Origin of the sequence: Shewanella sp. AS16, assembly GCF_021412365.1 — a bacterium.
GTDB classification, from domain to species: Bacteria; Pseudomonadota; Gammaproteobacteria; order Enterobacterales; family Shewanellaceae; genus Shewanella; species Shewanella salipaludis.
In genome coordinates this window covers 23,777-37,761 of sequence record NZ_JAKCLK010000005.1, presented here as the reverse complement: position 1 = coordinate 37,761, position 13,985 = coordinate 23,777, and the positions used below count along the sequence as shown (strand labels likewise).

11 protein-coding genes are annotated in these 13,985 nt (G+C 53.9%); all 11 read right to left on the bottom strand.

Annotation, left to right across the window (positions count from 1 at the left end; all coding sequences use genetic code 11):
• Positions 1-12 precede the first annotated feature (12 nt).
• The 11 genes from LZP73_RS13465 to tssJ all read right to left on the bottom strand — a co-directional run bounded on the left by LZP73_RS13465 (position 13) and on the right by tssJ (position 13,904).
• Positions 13-822 carry a type VI secretion system accessory protein TagJ gene (locus LZP73_RS13465; protein ID WP_234235535.1) on the bottom strand — a complete coding sequence of 270 codons (810 nt, stop codon included), beginning with the start codon at positions 820-822 and terminating at the stop codon, positions 13-15.
• An 8-nt stretch (positions 823-830) separates the two neighbouring features.
• Positions 831-2,378: a type VI secretion system contractile sheath large subunit gene (tssC, locus tag LZP73_RS13460; protein ID WP_234235534.1), complete on the bottom strand. Its 1,548-nt coding sequence runs from the start codon at positions 2,376-2,378 to the stop codon at positions 831-833.
• A gap of 69 nt (positions 2,379-2,447) precedes the next feature.
• Positions 2,448-3,941, bottom strand: coding sequence for a type VI secretion system contractile sheath large subunit (gene tssC / locus LZP73_RS13455; protein WP_234235533.1), 1,494 nt, complete (start codon positions 3,939-3,941; stop codon positions 2,448-2,450).
• A 1-nt stretch (position 3,942) separates the two neighbouring features.
• Positions 3,943-4,443, bottom strand: coding sequence for a type VI secretion system contractile sheath small subunit (gene tssB / locus LZP73_RS13450; protein ID WP_234235532.1), 501 nt, complete (start codon positions 4,441-4,443; stop codon positions 3,943-3,945).
• 63 nt (positions 4,444-4,506) lie between these two features.
• Positions 4,507-5,610 carry a type VI secretion system protein TssA gene (gene tssA, locus LZP73_RS13445; RefSeq protein ID WP_234235531.1) on the bottom strand — a complete coding sequence of 368 codons (1,104 nt, stop codon included), beginning with the start codon at positions 5,608-5,610 and terminating at the stop codon, positions 4,507-4,509.
• Between the two features lie 70 nt (positions 5,611-5,680).
• Complete coding sequence (locus LZP73_RS13440) at positions 5,681-6,454, bottom strand: PP2C family protein-serine/threonine phosphatase (protein WP_234235530.1); 774 nt, start codon at positions 6,452-6,454, stop codon at positions 5,681-5,683.
• Positions 6,455-6,470: 16 nt separating this feature from the next.
• Positions 6,471-7,187: a type VI secretion system-associated protein TagF gene (gene tagF / locus LZP73_RS13435; protein ID WP_234235529.1), complete on the bottom strand. Its 717-nt coding sequence runs from the start codon at positions 7,185-7,187 to the stop codon at positions 6,471-6,473.
• Positions 7,169-10,705 (bottom strand): type VI secretion system membrane subunit TssM, encoded by a 3,537-nt coding sequence (tssM, locus tag LZP73_RS13430; RefSeq protein WP_234235528.1) that lies wholly within the window; start codon positions 10,703-10,705, stop codon positions 7,169-7,171. The genes tagF and tssM overlap by 19 nt, the downstream gene beginning before the upstream one ends.
• 24 nt (positions 10,706-10,729) lie before the next feature.
• Complete coding sequence (gene tssL, locus LZP73_RS13425; protein ID WP_234235527.1) at positions 10,730-12,034, bottom strand: type VI secretion system protein TssL, long form; 1,305 nt, start codon at positions 12,032-12,034, stop codon at positions 10,730-10,732.
• A 60-nt stretch (positions 12,035-12,094) separates the two neighbouring features.
• Complete coding sequence (gene tssK / locus LZP73_RS13420) at positions 12,095-13,423, bottom strand: type VI secretion system baseplate subunit TssK (protein ID WP_234235526.1); 1,329 nt, start codon at positions 13,421-13,423, stop codon at positions 12,095-12,097.
• A 22-nt stretch (positions 13,424-13,445) separates the two neighbouring features.
• On the bottom strand, positions 13,446-13,904 hold the full coding sequence (gene tssJ / locus LZP73_RS13415) for a type VI secretion system lipoprotein TssJ (RefSeq protein ID WP_234235525.1): 459 nt from the start codon (positions 13,902-13,904) through the stop codon (positions 13,446-13,448).
• Positions 13,905-13,985 lie beyond the last annotated feature (81 nt).

Genomic DNA, 13,985 nt, shown 5'->3' with positions numbered 1-13,985 from the left:
CTGCAACGGCGCTCAAGACACACTCTGCAGGGACGCTGCCGCCTGACGCTCCAGGCTTGTCAGCTCGGAGAGCGGCATGGCATTGTCGCCAACCAGCCACATCTTCTGTCCCAGGCCGGTCGCCAGCATCTCCCCTTGGGCCAGCCAATCCGTGTCCCGGCCCAGCAGGGCACTCTCTTCACTGCTGCCGACATAGGTCAGCGGCAGGAAGGCTTCACCGCTGGGACCATCTATGATGGCAATCTCGGCCTTGCGCCAAACCAGCTCGATCAGCGAGGTGGGTTTATGCAGCGACAACGAAGCTATCTCGGCGAACTTGGCCAGATAAAACTTGCCGTCGGTACCAAAGACTTCAACATAGCCCCCCAGCACGTCGTCCAAGTCACGCACATCGGTCACAATCTGGCCGTTGAGTTCCAGCGGCGCCTTGTCACGTTGCTGTTCCAGTTCGCCGGCGAGCTGTGTCGCGGCAGTGAAATCTGCCTCTTTGAGTGCCAGATTGAGTTTCAGGGTATGTTCAAACATGGCATCTGCGCCCTGGAACAGGGTCGCCGTCATACCACCCTGGTAGAAGTCGCGCCTGGCCTGATCGGCACGGATCAACTGGCGCAGGTTGACGGCACCGAGCAGGAAATCCGGGTGCTGTCTCACCATCATGTCCAACTGGGCATCGGCCTGGCTGAGATCGCCTCTGATGCAGAGCAGTTCGATATAGGCGGCCCGCAAATCGCCGTTCAGGGGATCCTCGCGCAGGCCTTTCTCACAATGTTCGCAGGCGAGATCCAGACTTCCCTGTTTCACCAACTCGTTCAACTTTTTCATGCTAATCCTTATGCCATTGCTGTTGTTTGTTGCTTGGGAGACAGTTCCGCCACCAGCTTCACCGTCGTCACCATCTGATCCAATTGAAAATGCGGCTGCAGGTGGATGATGGAAAAATAGTGTCCCGGCTGACCCCGTTTCTCCCTGACCTGTATCTTCGCCGCCCGCAGCGGAAAGCGCGCCCGGATCTCGTCGGAGGCATCTTCCGTCGCCGTGGTATATTTATGCAGCCAGCGCTGCAAGTCCTGCTCACACTCCTGTGCCGAGTGATAGCCCCCCACCTTGTCCCTGCCTATCACCTTGACATAGTGGGCAAAACGAGCCACGCACAGTATGTACTGCAGCATGGCGGACAGCCTGTGGTTGACGTTGGCAACCAGTTTGTCGCTGGCCTTGGCCTGCTGGACCGAGGCGTTGTTGTAAAACGCAAAATAATCGCTGTAGGGCACGGCAGACAGGGGAATAAAACCACTGTCTGACAGCTCGGCCTCGAACCTGTGGCTGACGAGCAGACTCACCGAAGGTTTGTTGCTGCGCTGGTACCTGTCGGTCTCATATTGGCAAGCGGGTAAGCCGCTCACCAGACCAAAACTGTGGCTGCCGGATTTCATCCCCCGGATCTGCCCGAACCAGCCCGACTCGCAATAGGCCCTGACCAAGACAGCGGCGAAGGCAAACGCGGCATTGCCCCAGAGATAATCCTGTTCCGGCTTGGCCAGGCTTTCCTTAAACACGAAGCCTTCGGCCCGCGAGCCGTCGTCCCTGTAGGGGCTGCGCAGCAACACCTGAGGCAGCACCAGGCCCAGAAACCTGGCGTCTTCCATCTCCCGCAACGAGCGCCACTTGCTGTATTCGGGTTGCTTGAATTGGTTGTTGATATCGGCAACCTGCCCCAACTCAGAGAAGTTATCCACCCCAAACAGCGAGGGATGCGCGGCACAAAGAAAAGGCGCAAAGGCCGCCGCCGCCGTCCTGGCCACTTCTTTCAGGGTATCGAGATCGTTACTCACCTGCCCTGGGCGGATGATATGACTTATCTGGTAATCCCCTATCAGGGCACCGAAGGGCTCGCCCCCCGGCATATCGAATTCATTGTTGTAAATGAGCTTAAAAAATTCGCTCTGATCAAAATCTATGGCCCTGGCGATATCCTTTGACAGCTCCAGCCAGGACAGAGAAATCACTCTGACCTTGACCTTCTGTTCCCTGTCATAAACTTCCGCCTGCTCCGTCAGATACAAGATCCCGCGCCAGCTGGCTTCGAGCGCCTGCAGCGTCTTATGGTGCAAGATTTCATTCACTTGGGCGTTAATCAACTCATCGATGGCGGCAATGGCCCGGCATAGCAAAGGCCCAATGAGCTTAACGTCTATTTCTTTTATATTTTCAACATGTTCAAGCCAATACAATATGGCCGATGCCGCATTTTCTTCGCGTAAAAAACGCGCCAGTACCCCGCTGCGGGTGATATCTGCATAGGCGGAGTCGCTGTTGCCTCGAGTGTTCTGTAATGAGATAAAAATATCTTCAGGAACAAAACGTACCGCACTGGACATGCCTACCCCACACTATCTCAAAGCAGAAAGATCGGGTTCGGCCGGCGGCCGAACCCGAACGACACCGACTTAACCGCCGACTTGCGGGATCTTGGCGACCAAACGCAAGGAGGTTGACAGTTCTTCCAGCTGCAGCCAGGGCTTGAGCCAGGCAACCGCATTGTAAGAACCTGGACGACCAGGGATTTCTTTTACCTGCACCTTGGCATCGGCCAGAGGGTAACGGGCACGCACTTCCTGACCACCGCCTTCGGAGGCGTTGACATAGCTGAGGATCCAGCGATTGAGCCAGACTTCAACGTCTTCGGCTTCCATGAAGCTGCCGATCTTGTCACGCGCCAACACTTTCAGGTAGTGAGCGAAACGTGAGGTCGCCATCAGGTAAGGCAGACGGGCAGAAATCGCCGCGTTGGCCGTGGCTTCCGGGCTGTCGTATTTCTTGGGTTTCTGCGCCGTCTGGGCACCGAAGAACACGGCGTAATCTGTATTCTTGTAATGGCATAAGGGCAGGAAGCCCAATTTGCCGAGCTCGGCTTCACGTCTGTCGGTGATGCCTATTTCGGTCGGGCATTTCAGATCCGGATCACCGTCATCACTCATGAAGATATGGCTCGGCAGACCTTCGACCTTGCCACCCCCCTCGGCGCCGCGGATCGCGGTACAGAAGCTGTATTGCGAGAAGGCGTTGGTCAAACGCGTGCCCAGGACATAAGCGGCGTTCATCCAGCAGTAATCCGCATGCTCAGTGGTCTTGGCGACCCCCTTGACCGGATCTATGTCGAACTCTTCGTAGCCAAACTCTTCCACAGGACTGGTCGCACTGCCGTAAGGCAAGCGGCCCAGAACCCTTGGCATGGTCAGGGTCACGAAACGGGAATCTTCACTCTCACGGAACGAGCGCCACTTGGTGTATTCCAGGGATTCGAAGATTTTTTCCAAATCACGGGGTTTGGACAGCTCGGTCCATTCGTCGAAACCGAACATGGTCGGTGATGCCGATGACAGGAATGGGCAGAAGCCCGCCGCCGCCACATTCGACATATAGGTCAGAGTTTCAATATCTTCGGGATGATTGGTAAACTCATAGTCACCGATCAGGGCGCCATAGGGTTCACCGCCGGGCGTGCCGAACTCGGCCTCGTAGACCTTCTTGAAGGTCTGGCTCTGATCGAATTCCACCGCCTTGCTCAGATCTTTGTATAGCTCTTTCTTCGACATGCTCATCAGGCGAATTTTCATGGTCGCATTGGTTTCTGAATTCATCACCAGATGATTCAGACCGCGCCAGGAGCCCTCGAGCTTCTGAAAGGCATCCGTGTGCATGATCTCGGCCAGTTGAGTCGAAATGGCCGCATCCAGACGCTGGATAGCTTCATTGAAAGTGACAGTCAGGTTTTTATTCCAACTGACGGTGCCGTTCATGGCTTCCTGGGTCAGGGTGCGGATCAGCTCCTCGGCGCGGGTGGCCTCGGTTTGCTTGGTCGCCCCGATCGCCATGTCCAGCAGAGACGCAGCTTCCAGTTCGGCGTTATCATGTTGTTCGACTAATGCTTCCGTGCTCATGTTACTTATCCTCTAGGCTTAATTCCTGCGCCAATTTCTGCAGGTCATCATTGCTATTAAGCACTCGCTCCAGGATATTTTCCAATTCCTCTGAGCGGTCGATTTTGGTCATCAAATCACGCAACTTGTTACGGGTTTCCATTAATTTATTCAGTGGATCAACCTGTTTAACAATCGCTGCAGGTTCGAAGTCCTGCATGGACTTGAACTCCAACTCGACATTGAATTGGCTGTCATCATCGGCCAATTTATTGTCGACTTTGAAACTCAGCTTTGGATTCATGCGTCTCAGTACATCATCGAAATTATCGCGATCTATCTGTACGAAACGACGATCTTTGAGTGGCTTAAGCGCTTCGGTATTTTGTCCGGCAAAATCCCCCATGACGCCGACAACAAAAGGCAACTCTTTTTTTACTGATGCTCCTTCAGTTTCAACATCATAGGTTATATGTACTCTGGGTTTTCTCACCCGAGATAATTTGCTATGAATACTTTCCATTAACGTTCTCCTGTTAAAAAGATGTTGCCGCAGTGTGTATTCCACTTAGGCTATAACTAACGGCTATTTGTTTTCAGAAATACCCGTCAGTTTGAAATACCCACTGCGACTGTTGCCGTCATCTATTAATTCTTGCAACAACTCAGGTAGGCTTAAACCACTCCAACGAATAACCTGTTCGAGCGAATATGACATAGGGGAATGCGGCTCGGTCTTGCGAAAAAAGTCAGCCGCTTGTTGCAGGCTTTGAATGACCTGTTGCCGGGTTTGCAATTGTTTTGCGACAGGATTTACAGCATCGCTTTGGGCAGCCATGGCTTCAGCATCGGATTCGGTGCTATTAACATCGACGGCTGCAACTGTCGCTAATTTATCTGCGGCCAGATAGTTAACGGCATCCAGGCATTGCTGCAGGGTTTTGCTGATTGAACTCGTGGGTTGAGGCACCCCTCCCATCGCACTATCCATTTGATTGGACAGTATTTCAAACTCAGTAATTGCACTTTTTAATTCGATTACCAGCGTACGGTAAAATTCAGCGGAAGACTCGGCAACGGCCCGCTTTATTTGCTCAAGATTGACAACGCCATTGTCCGTTTTCTTCTTTTGCTTGTCTTCATTCTCGCGGGAAAGTTCCAGGGCACGAACATATTGCCAGGTAGCGAAGCACCCGGATGCCGTATTTTCGGTAATAGGAATACTCATGATTGGCGTAATAAGTGCGCCATCACCATCATAGCCATTCAAGCCGACCAGAGGTGCGACACGAAAATCTATGTCGTCTTCATCCGGGCTGGGAAATAAATCGGCCCAGAAATGTTCTATGAGTAAATGCGTCGTCTTGAAGCCAATCGCCAATCCCAAAAAACCATGGACGCGACATAAGGCTTCAATTAACCAAGCGGAAAATTCCAGATCTTTAACTTCATGACAGAGCGCCTGAGGAATTTCATCTACGAGTGGGCGCCAATCTCCGACGAGTGATTGGAAATCGTCTTCCTCTACCAGGAGGGTTCTTTCATTTGCCCTGGCTTGGCTGCGAATATCTTTGAGACGATAATATTGGGAGCTGGGAGACACATCGGCGCGCGGATCTACCCCAGCGGGTGTCGATTCGCTGACGGGTGTAACCAAACTATCGAAATCTATTATATTACCGTAATCCATCACGCGTCATTTCATCCCTGAAAAGTATCACTAATACGCTAGTCTAAGTGTATTGAATAAGACCATTGTATTACACATTAGTTTTCAAATAAAGCGGTATCGTTTTGCTGCATTCGCTCACAATCCCGGATACATTCATACTCACTAAAATACAGGTCACATTGTCTTTGGCACCAGACACTAAGGTCGAATGCAATAAGGCTTTATTTGCCTCGGCGATGCTGCCATGCCCCATATATTGCTCGATCTCATTGTCGGGGATCTCTTTATTCAGGCCATCCGTGCATAACAGGTAGAGATCGCCTGCCAAACACGAGCCGGAAATATGGTCGACTTCTATCCGGCGTTCTACCCCTATGGCACGGGTGATCACATTCGCCAATTCATGATGTTCGGCTTCATCGGCAGAGATCAGTCCCTGCTGTACCATTTCGTTGACCTGGCTATGATCGCTGCTCAGCTGGCTGAGTCGTCTATCCCTGAGCAAGTAACAGCGGCTGTCACCCACCCAGAGCACGTGATACTGACCCCGCTCGATGAACAACACCACCACGGTAGAACCGGCAGTTTGGCCATCCAGATGCTCTTCGGCAAAGCGGCACACGGCAGCATTGGCTTCATGCAAGGCGGCCGTCAGCATCTCGACCGAAGGATTGCCTGGATGCCTTGAAATGGCGCGACTCAAGGTGTCCATCACCAATTGGCTGGCAACATCGCCGGCCTCATGTCCGCCCATGCCATCGGCCACGGCCCATACACCCGACTCGGGCAGCGCCAGGCAGGCATCCTCGTTGATCTTGCGCACCAATCCTTTGTGTGTCTGGGTATCTGACAAAAATTGCATATTAATCAATCCAATATTAAAACTTTATCGTCTTTGGCAGCCAATTCCATTGCTGCCATCCCCCGGCCAACATGCCGGCGAATTGGCTAATTTGGGGTAAGCCAGAGGTCACCAGCAGGCAGGGGGCTACCCGCTCCGAACCCGATGTCCACCAGAGGCAATAACGGCCAAACTGGTGAACATAGCTCTGATGTAATAATCCCTGTAAATTCAGGTCTATATTCGCCTCGATGGCCCAGGCCTGCTTGGCATTGGGCTCATTGACCGACGAAGTGGTAATGCGCTTGTCGGTGGGCCAGGCCATGTCCAGACTGCTGAGTTCGGCCAGCCAGGATGACAACTCGAAATCATCATCCAGGGTGCGCAGTATCAGTTCTTCGGCCTGGGCATGCTGCTGTTTCTGCTGCCAGGCCTGGATGGGCGACACATCGACCGCCGCCGCCAGGGTAAAAGGAAAATGCCGCCCCACCAGATCCACGCTGGGGATCAGCGTGCCCACCATGGGTGACTCGGTACAGACGCCACCGGACAGGGCAAAATGCCATACAGGGCTGGTGAGATAGGCAGGCAGCCAGGCATCGGCCAGCTGTTCACGACTCACGGCCATCACCGCCTGCAGCCATTCATTCCAGCTGTCGATGAAATCTATGGGCAGATCCTGGGCAAGAAAATCGCCATGGCTGGGGATCTTGCCGCAGATCCCCATCATGGGTTTCACAGGGTTTCCGGACACTTAAAGGCCTCCAATGCACCGCTCCAAAACGGGTTATTCACACTGTCCGGCACCAACTCCAGCCGCGCCTTGTTGCCCTGCACCGAGAGGTACAAGATCCTGTCTTTCTTGGTTTCGGGTCTCTCCTGAGTCAGTTCATCGAGTAACCTGAACCAGGACCACTCGCCCTCATAGGAGGTATTGGCGGCCAAGCCTGAGTTGGCCGGGGTAAATACCAGACGGGTACGCAACTTGTCGCGATCACCTGGCCAGGAAAATTGGCGCGTCCTCGAGGGTCCGTGTCGATAGGACAGCTCTTGCCCGTCCAGCTCCACCAACAGATGGGTGATATGGCTATCCAGGTATATGGGGCGCAAGCCGAAGCCCACTTTCAGCTTTTGGCTGCCATCCTCAAAATAGGTGGCACGTATCCGCCTGGCCGCCTGGAAGGTCTTTAAGATCCTGTCGCTGATGCCTATATCCTGTTTGAAGCTCCACTGGGCTTTATTGGTGTTGACGAACGGGCTCAGATAGTCGTTGAAGAACTGATCCAAGGTGCCGCCATAGCCGAAGAAGCGTTCAAAATCGCGCAGCTTGATTTCTTTGCTGCTGCGCTTGCTCAGCGGATAACGCCCCGAGATGGCCTTGCGGTACTCGGACACTACCTTGCTCTTCCAGGCTTCGTTGATATGCGCTCGACTGCCCTGGGCGAACAGCTGGGCCGTATCGTTGGAAATCTCCCCCAGCCAATCGGAGAAAGGCGGCGGCACGTCACTGCGCAATCGCCGCAACATGACGGTCAGCTCGCTGGCATCCTTGTTATCTCTCTGATTGGTATAGGCTTGCATCGCCATACCACCCGGCACATACAGGCGTTCCAGGTAGGCATAGTACTTCTGGCTGGTCAGGGCTATCTGCTCCAGCTGGGGCGCACCTATCTGCAACAGCTCATGGAAGGCCAGTTCCACCTTTTTCCCCGGAAGTTGCTTGCTCATGTCGGGCATCTCATCCGGCAGCAGACGACCCAACCTGGATTTCTGCGATGAGAATTTGGTATCCGCCACCTTGCCGGCGACATCCAGCGTCATGTTGAGCTCGGCAGACTCGGGCAATGACGTCAGCCTGGTATTCTGCTGGAAGGCCTTGATCAGACTCTGTATGGGTTGCTCCGGACCTGCGAGCACCTTGGTCACATTGAGTCCCTGCTCGACGTTGGCAATGGGTTTGACCTGGATATCATCCAGCAGTTGCTGCCAAAGGTAAGTGTAATCACGCAGATACTTGTCCGTTACCTGAGCCGAGAGTTCTGCCTCGGCGACCTCATCCTTGTCTTCATCTATGTCGCCGTAGACCCAGTTGTCTTCCAGCAGGTTCTTGATGATGCGGCGCTTTTCTATGTTAAATACGCCGTGGAACCCCTGGTATGTGTACAGACCCGGGATCCCCTGCTGCAGCGGCTGACCACTCTTGCGCACTATCACATTCACGCCATCGGTTCCCAGCACATCGGACAACCTGAAGTCGGGAATGCGGCTCTTCATCAGTTCGGTGCGAATGCGCTGATAGGCACGCTCGGCCAGGGGCACTGTCATCAACAGCTCTCTGGCGGCGGCGATCGCAGTGTCGTCATACTGGCTGGCCTGCACTCCCGAAGCCAGCAGCGCCGTCATATGTCCCTGCAATGACAGTCTCACGGGCAAGTTAACGTCGCCGGCCAACTTGCGTGACAGATAGAGTTCATACCAGGAGCTGACCAACTCGGCATCGAAGTGTTCCGAATGGAACAGCATAAGATAGGTCTTCAAGGTCTCGTAGAGGTAATCCCTGTGCTGACTGTTGACTTCCATTTCATCTGTCAGGTTACCGAGCAACTCGGGCAGGAGTGCTGCCCGCAGCGCCTTCTGATAGGCCGACTGAGCCGACTGTCCAAGCTTATCCCCCTGATACAGCCCGAGATTCTTGGGGCCACCTTCGGGCAACACACCCGCATAACCCGCCGGCATGTCTCTGAGAATGCTCAGTTGCTCGTTCAGCGACAGCAGATCTGCCCTGGCCTGGGTCGAGACCCGATAGCGCTCGACGGACAGGGTCGCATCGTTGATCAATTGCTGGTTCCAGCTATAGCTGTCATACCAGGCATACAGCATCCAGGACGCCACCAGAGTGGTAACGGCCAGCACCCCATGTCTTATCCAGGTATGCTTGGTCTTATGCTTCAGGTTAACCGTCGCCAGATCCCGCTCCGGGATGATGATGTCTTCGAAGAAGCGGCGAATGAAGAAGCCTTTGCCTTCACCCGTCTGTTGCCTCAGCGGCGGTTCTTCCAAGCCATAGTTGCCACCGACCTGTTTCATGATCCTGTCGATCGGTACCCCTTGCTGAGTGGCACTGGTGATATAGACACCGCGCAACATGGTCGGCTTCTCGAATGGATTGCGGGAGAAGATCTCCTTCAGAAAGTCGTCGGCGGCACTCTGTAACAGCCGCAGTTGTCGTGGAAATTCATAGATGGAACTGCGGCTCTCGCCGTCCCTTTCATGCTGCAGACGAGTGAACAGCCCTTGATAGAGGCGATTGATCAGCGCATGGAACTCACGGTTAAACTGGGCGACCACGCCATTCTCACTCTCGGCATGTTGGGCCGAGAAGGTCATGCCCCATACCTGATCTCTGTCTTCTGCACTCAAATCGGCAAAAAATTCGGTGAAGCCGGCAACCAGATCTGCCTTGGTGAACATGACATAGACAGGGAATGTCATCCCAAGTTGACTCTGAAGTTCCTGGATCCTTTGCTTTATGGCTCTGGCGTGTAAATTACGCTCGGTACGGGTCTGCGCCAGCAGATCCGACAGACTGACAAAGACCAATACCCCATTGATGGGGCGGCGGGGACGGTATTTACGCAACAAGCCGAGGAACCCCTGCCAGGCGGAGGAATCCTGCGACGCATGGCTATCTTGGGTCGTATAGCGTCCCGCCGTATCTATCAATACGGCTTCATTGGTAAACCACCAATCGCACTGACGGGTGCCGCCAATGCCACTGATGGCATCCACGCCCATTTGTTCCATCAGCGGGAATTCCAGCCCTGAGTTGTGCAGCGTGGTGGTCTTGCCCGAGCCCGGAGCACCGATCAGCATGTACCAGGGCAATTGATATATGTCCCTGGCATTGCTGAAGCGCGCATGCTTGAGGATCTCCAACGCCTTCTGCATCCGGGTCGTCAGAATCTCTATGTCGCGCTTGGCCAGCTCATCCTGTTGCTGTTCATCGCTGCTCAGCAGAGATTCGACCGCTTGGTTATGATTCTTCAGCTCTCTGGTGCGCTTGATATAGTGACTCGTGCCCCAGACCAACGCCAGGGCGAGCAGGGTGATAAGCCTGGCGCTGCTGGACACCAGCGGCTCCACACCGGCGATAGCGACGAGCGGACCACCGAACCAAATGAGCAACGCCAATGCCAGCACACCTAACAGGGTAATAAATAAAGCAGACTTTATTACCCTCAGGATGGCATCCATTATTCCTTTTACCTTCATTACTGTCTTCCTTGGTCGACGTCTCTATTTCAACAGGTCAATTTCAACACGACGATTGAGTGCCCGGTTCGCAGGGCTGTCATTGGGTACGATCGGATCCGCTTCTCCCCGGCCTTCGGGTTGCAGGCGACCATGGAGATTGGCGCCGGCCGCCAGACTTTCGGCCATCACGTTGGCGCGGGCCAAGGACAAGTGCCAGTTTGACGGATATCTACTGGTAAATATCGGCAAGTCATCCGTGTAGCCGTTGACTAGGATACGGCCTTCGGTGCCCTCCAATGCCCTGGCAATCTTGACCACCACGGGCAGGAAACTCTCGTTGATTTCGCTGCCGCCCGGCGTGAATAAATGCTGTAAGCCGACACGAATACGCACCCTGTCCGGCAGCTCCATCACCTGCAGCAAGCCCATGCCGACTTCGGTTTGCAGCAATTGTTGCAGCCGCAGTCCGTCGTGGCCTATTTGGCTCTGGGCAGGTAACGCTTCCTCGGCAACCACCAAGGCATTCAGCTCGCGATTGATCTGATCCGATTGCAAATTGATCTGGTAGTTGAAATACATATAGGCGCCGAGCAGCACTACGCCTATGAAGGAGCAAAGCACCCATAAGGGGAAGCGGCTCTCCAGGCGGTTGACTTCCTTGACATCCGAGCGCCAGCCGGGTGACAGTTCTCTCGAAGGCTCTCCCCTCTGACTGCGAATCGCCTTGTATGCCCTGTCCTTTATCGTTTCCAGCTTCTCATAGCCATGATCTTCGACCCGCATCTTGCCGACAAATCCCAGGGAGAGGCAGAGATACTGGAGTTCGAGCAGCATGAGGTTGTCTCTGGGTGCCAGGATCGCACTCTCGAGCAGAGTGAAAAAGTACTCGCCGCCGAAGGTTTCATTGTGGAAGGTCGAGAGTAAGCTCTCGGTCGCCCAATCGCTGTTGCCGCCCCAGTTGGTATTGAGCACCACTTCATCTATGAAGCAACACATGCAATAACGGGCGCGCTCTATCAATTCCGAGCCTATCTGCTTGGCCCGCAGCTGCTGTTCATATTGCTGAATTAACAGGACACACTGCTTCTTCAGCCCAAGCGCATCCTGATGCTGCCTGGTGCTGCGAATGGGGGAGATCAGGGAGATCAAGGTCCCGGCATCGTCGATCAGCACATTGTCGCTGACGGATAACTGGGTCGGCTTATGTTGCGCGCCATACTGTTCATTGGGCACCGCCAGTTGCGTCTTGTCGTTAGCGTGACTGTCATTGTCTTTCGCCGCCGGCGCCGGCGGAACCTTCCCCGCCCGGGCACCGGGCCTGGGTTTAATTACTGTTTTATCTGACATAGTCACTTTTCCCTGTTAACCATATATCACTAAATCTAATGCCTTGGATATGATTTAATATCAAGACTTTATCGCCCAAAGCTCCAGCTTGAGGCCTGGATAATTTCCAGAAAGATGCAAGGCAATACCGCCACTATTAACCAACCTTTCCCAATAGATACCGGTTTTATCCAGTTGGAAATAATGGAAGCCGGCATGGTATGGCACCTGTCTGGGTGCCACCGGCAGGCTGCTGACGGCTATGCCGGGAAGTTGGTTGTTAACCAGCTCCCTTATGTGTTCTACCGGGCCAATTTTCAACCTGGCCGGCAGGTGTTTGCGTATGTCATCGGCCGGGAGATCGGCACTGACCGCCAGGACAAACTGGGCATATTCCAGCAAGGTCTTGTCGGTCAGAGGTGACACCATGATGCCGAATTTCGCCTGCTCTATGGGCAATGCCATCGCCGTCTGCTCCAACACCACGCTGAGCGTCTGATTCAGGATCACCGACAGATTGCCAAAGACAGACGACAACTCGAGATGCTGATAGCTTGGAAAATCCGGGCAGCGCTTCTCCTTGCTGGTGAAGGTCGCCAGCTCACCCAACATGGCCACACTGAGCAGATACAGGCGCTCCGGATGCAGGCCATCGCTCTGTTTCAGGTGCTTGAACATGGGCTCATAGCGATTGAGCACCTGCAACATCAAAAAATCCGCAATCGAGTTGGCATTGCCCTGCCCCTTAGAAATCCGCGCCGCCAAAGCTTCGGCCCTCTGCCTCAGCATGCCCAGGGTTTCATGAATGAAACCACTCAGCTCGGCATCGCGTTGCACATTGAGGCTGGGGGGGATGAATTTCTTGTCCAGCTTGACCTCGCCCTGCTCGCTGACCTCCCGAATACAGGCGATGGGCATGGACACATAGCCGCCCCTGTCTTCACTCTCGAGCTTCAGCACCAGGCGCAATTTCGCCAATTGGATCATCTCAGTGCTTTCTTCCGCCAGGCTGTTGTCAGCCACGGCCTTATCGAAGAAGTGGAAGCGGGTGATATTCCCACTATCCGCCGGGGCGATATCCAGGCCGTTGGTTTTTTCGAATGCCAGACAGAGGAACACGAGTTGATCGCGACAGCCCTTGGGAACGGCTATCGCCGCCGGCAGAAAGTCATTTTCCGGCAGTTCGAGCACGGTTCCATCGGGCAAGATCCCCGTCAGGGAAGTGATGCCGAACTGAGCAAACTTGAGCAGCTGAGCGTCCAACTCGCATTCTGAAACGCCCCATGAACAGGGCGACTGCATGAGCTGACGTTTTTGCTGTGTGTTGGTAAAATAACGTTCTTGCTGCTGAAAATGCTGCGGCCGTAAAAAGACACCTTCGGTCCAGGCTATCTTGCTGAATTCACTCATCTACCCTTCTCCTGCAGCCACATTAATGCTTGCGCACTTCGGCATCGTGTTCCCTGATGTACACGGCAAGCTTATCGACATAGACATAAGCATCATCGTACCCGGTAGGATCGACATCGACCACGGCCTGCCAACGTGCGCCTTCGATATCCCGGTAGGCCACGAGCACGGCGACGGCCTTGGTCGTCGGCTGCAGAAACATCTCATATTCCAGACGTGAACTGGGTTCAAATACCAGCTCATCTTTCTTGATTAAATCGGTTCTCAGGGTCTCGTCGGCATTATCGTATAGGGCAAAAAAGTCTTGGTTCTCAAATACCGTTTTAGAAGATAATTCATAGATATTCACTATGACAGGCGAAGGACGTCCCTCTATATCTGGATTGATATCTTCGGCTATCCTGAAATTTAATGTGGTTGACGGAGGAAAGGTCGAATATACCGCCTGACAGCCGGTTAACGCCATGACAAAAATGGCCATTACGGCCCCTGAAACTACTCTGTTCATTGATGCTACTCCCTTCGAAATGCTGCTACTGAATATATCGAGAACGACGCTTCT

What these genes read in the sequence shown, in the direction of transcription:
- LZP73_RS13465 (WP_234235535.1), bottom strand. Translation starts at nt 822, where the DNA reads ATGAAAAAGTTGAACGAGTTGGTGAAACAGGGAAGTCTGGATCTCGCC.
- tssC (WP_234235534.1), bottom strand. Translation starts at nt 2,378, where the DNA reads ATGTCCAGTGCGGTACGTTTTGTTCCTGAAGATATTTTTATCTCATTA.
- tssC (WP_234235533.1), bottom strand. Translation starts at nt 3,941, where the DNA reads ATGAGCACGGAAGCATTAGTCGAACAACATGATAACGCCGAACTGGAA.
- tssB (WP_234235532.1), bottom strand. Translation starts at nt 4,443, where the DNA reads ATGGAAAGTATTCATAGCAAATTATCTCGGGTGAGAAAACCCAGAGTA.
- tssA (WP_234235531.1), bottom strand. Translation starts at nt 5,610, where the DNA reads ATGGATTACGGTAATATAATAGATTTCGATAGTTTGGTTACACCCGTC.
- LZP73_RS13440 (WP_234235530.1), bottom strand. Translation starts at nt 6,454, where the DNA reads ATGCAATTTTTGTCAGATACCCAGACACACAAAGGATTGGTGCGCAAG.
- tssM (WP_234235528.1), bottom strand. Translation starts at nt 10,705, where the DNA reads ATGAAGGTAAAAGGAATAATGGATGCCATCCTGAGGGTAATAAAGTCT.
- tssL (WP_234235527.1), bottom strand. Translation starts at nt 12,034, where the DNA reads ATGTCAGATAAAACAGTAATTAAACCCAGGCCCGGTGCCCGGGCGGGG.
- tssK (WP_234235526.1), bottom strand. Translation starts at nt 13,423, where the DNA reads ATGAGTGAATTCAGCAAGATAGCCTGGACCGAAGGTGTCTTTTTACGG.
- tssJ (WP_234235525.1), bottom strand. Translation starts at nt 13,904, where the DNA reads ATGGCCATTTTTGTCATGGCGTTAACCGGCTGTCAGGCGGTATATTCG.